General features: G+C 55.2%; 3 rRNA genes. All 3 read left to right on the top strand.

Annotation, left to right across the window (positions count from 1 at the left end):
• The first annotated feature begins 514 nt into the window (after window positions 1-514).
• A 16S ribosomal RNA gene (locus D8Y23_RS16080) occupies window positions 515-2,036 on the top strand.
• Between the two features lie 426 nt (window positions 2,037-2,462).
• Window positions 2,463-5,574 (top strand): 23S ribosomal RNA (locus D8Y23_RS16075).
• Window positions 5,575-5,674: 100 nt separating this feature from the next.
• Window positions 5,675-5,791 (top strand): 5S ribosomal RNA (gene rrf / locus D8Y23_RS16070).
• The 16S, 23S and 5S rRNA genes sit together here, the layout of an rRNA operon.
• The last annotated feature ends 61 nt before the right edge of the window (window positions 5,792-5,852 follow it).

Below are 5,852 nucleotides of genomic sequence, written 5' to 3'. Positions count from 1 at the left end.
CTGAGGTCGCGACACGCCCGGGGGGCGGTGTGGATTGGACGGGTGGGTGGGATCCGCGTAAGTTATTACTTGTTCGCCCCACAGGGGAGAGCGGAGCGGCCGGAAGGCCCCGCGTCCTCTCAAGCGGTGAACCACCCCGATCAGAACTTGTGAGCTTCGGCTTTCGGGTCTAGGATAGGGATTCGCCACTCGGCACTGTCTCCCGTGACTGAACTACTCGTTCGGTGCGTGTGATCGATGGGGAGTGGCACATAAGGTAGTGAAGTTGCCTCATGGGTACGGTCTAGCGGCTGGTTCTGTGGGTGCGTCCGTTCCTTGAGAACTCAACAGCGTGCACTTGTCAAATGCCAATTTTATTCCTCGTCGGTCCATCGTTTGGTGGATTGCGAGAGATTCCTTTGGATCAAAGTCCAACCCTTTGGGGTTGGCATCTGGATAGTCAGTTTTGACTTCCTGTTTGGTCAGATTGAACTCGTCTGTCCCGACCTTATTCCGGTTGGGTGGGCTTTTTTCTTTTACGGAGAGTTTGATCCTGGCTCAGGATGAACGCTGGCGGCGTGCTTAACACATGCAAGTCGAACGGTGAAGCCAAGCTTGCTTGGTGGATCAGTGGCGAACGGGTGAGTAACACGTGAGCAACCTGCCCTGGACTCTGGGATAAGCGCTGGAAACGGCGTCTAATACTGGATATGAGCCCCTTCCGCATGGCGGGGGTTGGAAAGATTTTTTGGTCTGGGATGGGCTCGCGGCCTATCAGCTTGTTGGTGAGGTAATGGCTCACCAAGGCGTCGACGGGTAGCCGGCCTGAGAGGGTGACCGGCCACACTGGGACTGAGACACGGCCCAGACTCCTACGGGAGGCAGCAGTGGGGAATATTGCACAATGGGCGGAAGCCTGATGCAGCAACGCCGCGTGAGGGATGACGGCCTTCGGGTTGTAAACCTCTTTTAGCAGGGAAGAAGCGAGAGTGACGGTACCTGCAGAAAAAGCGCCGGCTAACTACGTGCCAGCAGCCGCGGTAATACGTAGGGCGCAAGCGTTATCCGGAATTATTGGGCGTAAAGAGCTCGTAGGCGGTTTGTCGCGTCTGCTGTGAAATCCCGAGGCTCAACCTCGGGCCTGCAGTGGGTACGGGCAGACTAGAGTGCGGTAGGGGAGATTGGAATTCCTGGTGTAGCGGTGGAATGCGCAGATATCAGGAGGAACACCGATGGCGAAGGCAGATCTCTGGGCCGTAACTGACGCTGAGGAGCGAAAGGGTGGGGAGCAAACAGGCTTAGATACCCTGGTAGTCCACCCCGTAAACGTTGGGAACTAGTTGTGGGGACCATTCCACGGTTTCCGTGACGCAGCTAACGCATTAAGTTCCCCGCCTGGGGAGTACGGCCGCAAGGCTAAAACTCAAAGGAATTGACGGGGACCCGCACAAGCGGCGGAGCATGCGGATTAATTCGATGCAACGCGAAGAACCTTACCAAGGCTTGACATACACCAGAACACCGTAGAAATACGGGACTCTTTGGACACTGGTGAACAGGTGGTGCATGGTTGTCGTCAGCTCGTGTCGTGAGATGTTGGGTTAAGTCCCGCAACGAGCGCAACCCTCGTTCTATGTTGCCAGCACGTAATGGTGGGAACTCATGGGATACTGCCGGGGTCAACTCGGAGGAAGGTGGGGATGACGTCAAATCATCATGCCCCTTATGTCTTGGGCTTCACGCATGCTACAATGGCCGGTACAAAGGGCTGCAATGCCGTGAGGTGGAGCGAATCCCAAAAAGCCGGTCCCAGTTCGGATTGAGGTCTGCAACTCGACCTCATGAAGTCGGAGTCGCTAGTAATCGCAGATCAGCAACGCTGCGGTGAATACGTTCCCGGGTCTTGTACACACCGCCCGTCAAGTCATGAAAGTCGGTAACACCTGAAGCCGGTGGCCTAACCCTTGTGGAGGGAGCCGTCGAAGGTGGGATCGGTAATTAGGACTAAGTCGTAACAAGGTAGCCGTACCGGAAGGTGCGGCTGGATCACCTCCTTTCTAAGGAGCATCTGGCGCTGATGATCTTCGGGTTGTTGGTGTCCAGGCGCCAGGTCGAGGCCGAATGTGTCTCGCTGGTTAGCTCATGGGTGGAACATTTGATGGGGCTCCGTTTGGTTGGGGTTTCTGCTGAGTACGTCGCTTCGGTGACAGGAAAGGTGGGGGCTTCGGTGGGCGGGGCATGCACGCTGTTGGGTCCTGAGGGGCCGGGCGCTGATCGCGCTAGTCGGAAGGCTGGTGGTGGTTGGTGGCTGTTCCTCTAGGGCCTTTTCTGGTGTCACGGTTGTGGCATGCGGGAAGGGTACCGCCCGTACTTTGAGAACTACACAGTGGACGCGAGCATCTTCCATGCAGCCCTTTGGGGTTGTGTGGTGTAGATGATCTTAAAGATCATTAGTCAATTTTTTGACGATTCAACTCATGTGATTTCAAGTCTTTAAGAGCAAACGGTGGATGCCTTGGCATCTGGAGCCGAAGAAGGACGTAGCAATCTGCGATAAGCCTCGGGGAACTGATAAGCGAGTTTTGATCCGAGGGTGTCCGAATGGGGAAACCCCGCCAGGGCGCGTGCGTACCTGGTGACTCCCGCCTGAATATATAGGGCGGGTAGAGGGAACGTGGGGAAGTGAAACATCTCAGTACCCACAGGAAGAGAAAGCAACAGCGATTCCGTGAGTAGTGGCGAGCGAAACCGGAAGAGGCTAAACCTAGCGTGTGTGATAGCCGGCAGGCGTTGCATGTTGGGGGTTGTGGGACTTTTCTGATTGTTCTGCCGAGCAGTCGACGTGACAAGAGGGTATAGACGAACGGTTTTGAATGGCCGGTCATAGAGGGTGCGAACCCCGTAGTCGAAATGCCTGTTCTTGGCGTGAAGAGTATCCCAAGTAGCACGGGGCCCGAGAAATCCCGTGTGAATCTGTCAGGACCACCTGATAAGCCTAAATACTCCCAGATGACCGATAGCGGACAAGTACCGTGAGGGAAAGGTGAAAAGTACCCCGGGAGGGGAGTGAAATAGTACCTGAAACCGTTTGCTTACAAACCGTTGGAGCACCCCTGGTAGGTGTGACAGCGTGCCTTTTGAAGAATGAGCCTGCGAGTTAGCGATACGTGGCGAGGTTAACCCGTGTGGGGTAGCCGTAGCGAAAGCGAGTCTGAATAGGGCGATTCAGTCGCGTGTCCTAGACCCGAAGCGAAGTGATCTATCCATGGCCAGGTTGAAGCGACGGTAAGACGTCGTGGAGGACCGAACCCACTTAGGTTGAAAACTGAGGGGATGAGCTGTGGATAGGGGTGAAAGGCCAATCAAACTTCGTGATAGCTGGTTCTCTCCGAAATGCATTTAGGTGCAGCGTTGCGTGTTTCTTGCCGGAGGTAGAGCTACTGGATGGCCGATGGGCCCTACAAGGTTACTGACGTCAGCCAAACTCCGAATGCCGGTAAGTGAGAGCGCAGCAGTGAGACTGTGGGGGATAAGCTTCATAGTCGAGAGGGAAACAACCCAGACCACCATCTAAGGTCCCTAAGCGCGTGCTAAGTGGGAAAGGATGTGGAGTTGCTTAGACAACCAGGAGGTTGGCTTAGAAGCAGCCACCCTTGAAAGAGTGCGTAATAGCTCACTGGTCAAGTGATTCCGCGCCGACAATGTAACGGGGCTCAAGCACGCCACCGAAGTTGTGGCATTGACATTTTTGGTAGGCCTTCGTGGTCCAGCCGTGTTGATGGGTAGGAGAGCGTCGTGTCGCGAGTGAAGCGGCGGGGTGACCCAGCCGTGGACGCGACACGAGTGAGAATGCAGGCATGAGTAGCGAAAGACGTGTGAGAAACACGTCCTCCGAAAGACCAAGGGTTCCAGGGTCAAGCTAATCTTCCCTGGGTAAGTCGGGACCTAAGGCGAGGCCGACAGGCGTAGTCGATGGACAACGGGTTGATATTCCCGTACCGGCGAAGAACCGCCCAAGCTAATCCAGTGGTGCTAAGAGTCCTAGCACAGAATTTTCCGGATCCCTTCGGGGTGATGGTTGTCTGTGTGAACGCTCGACCCCATGCTGGTGCGGCTAGCGTATTAACAGGTGTGACGCAGGAAGGTAGCCCAAGCCAGGCGATGGTAGTCCTGGTGCAAGTGCGTAGGCCGAGTGATAGGCAAATCCGTCACTCGTACAGGCTGAGACACGATGCGGATAAAAAGTGGGTGATCCTATGCTGCCGAGAAAAGCATCGACGCGAGGTTCTAGCCGCCCGTACCCCAAACCGACTCAGGTGGTCAGGTAGAGAATACCAAGGAGATCGAGAGAATCGTGGTTAAGGAACTCGGCAAAATGCCCCCGTAACTTCGGGAGAAGGGGGGCCATCCACTTATTAGGACTTGCTCCGAAAGGGTGTGGTGGCCGCAGAGACTAGTGGGTAGCGACTGTTTACTAAAAACACAGGTCCGTGCCAAGTCGCAAGACGATGTATACGGACTGACGCCTGCCCGGTGCTGGAAGGTTAAGAGGACCGGTTAGCCGCAAGGCGAAGCTGAGAATTTAAGCCCCAGTAAACGGCGGTGGTAACTATAACCATCCTAAGGTAGCGAAATTCCTTGTCGGGTAAGTTCCGACCTGCACGAATGGCGTAACGACTTCCCAACTGTCTCAACCGCGAACTCGGCGAAATTGCATTACGAGTAAAGATGCTCGTTACGCGCAGCAGGACGGAAAGACCCCGTGACCTTTACTACAGCTTGGTATTGGTGTTCGGTGTGGCTTGTGTAGGATAGGTGGGAGACGGTGAAGCATTCACGCCAGTGAGTGTGGAGTCATTGTTGAAATACCACTCTGGTCACTCTGGATATCTAACTTAGGACCGTGATCCGGTTCAGGGACAGTGCCTGGTGGGTAGTTTAACTGGGGCGGTTGCCTCCCAAAATGTAACGGAGGCGCCCAAAGGTTCCCTCAACCTGGTTGGCAATCAGGTGGCGAGTGTAAGTGCACAAGGGAGCTTGACTGTGAGACTGACAGGTCGAGCAGGGACGAAAGTCGGGACTAGTGATCCGGCAGTGGCTTGTGGAAGCGCTGTCGCTCAACGGATAAAAGGTACCTCGGGGATAACAGGCTGATCTTGCCCAAGAGTCCATATCGACGGCATGGTTTGGCACCTCGATGTCGGCTCGTCGCATCCTGGGGCTGGAGTAGGTCCCAAGGGTTGGGCTGTTCGCCCATTAAAGCGGTACGCGAGCTGGGTTTAGAACGTCGTGAGACAGTTCGGTCCCTATCCGCTGCGCGCGTAGGAAGTTTGAGAGGATCTGACCCTAGTACGAGAGGACCGGGTTGGACGAACCTCTGGTGTGTCAGTTGTTCCGCCAGGAGCACCGCTGATTAGCTACGTTCGGGATGGATAACCGCTGAAAGCATCTAAGCGGGAAGCCGGCCTCAAGATGAGACTTCCATACCATTTATGGTGAGAGGCTCCCAGCCAGACTACTGGGTTGATAGGCCGGATGTGGAAGCGTAGTAATACGTGAAGCTGACCGGTACTAATAAGCCGATGACTTGATAACACACCGTTTTTGGTGCTTGCGTCCACTGAGTGGTTCTCGATGTACGGTCGGGAACACAACAATGATGATTCGTTGTTGGTTTTTGAAACATCAATAGTGTTTCGGCGGCCATAGCGAGAGGGAAACGCCCGGTTACATTCCGAACCCGGAAGCTAAGCCTCTCAGCGCCGATGGTACTGCAGGGGGGACCCTGTGGGAGAGTAGGACACCGCCGGACTTCTTTTCAGCCGAAATGGCCACCCAACGCTGGGTGGCCATTTCGCATATACGGACACATT

The sequence above is a fragment of the Microbacterium enclense genome (assembly GCF_004022425.1).
Lineage (GTDB): Bacteria > Actinomycetota > Actinomycetes > Actinomycetales > Microbacteriaceae > Microbacterium > Microbacterium enclense_A.
This window is presented reverse-complemented; position numbering and strand designations above follow the sequence as displayed.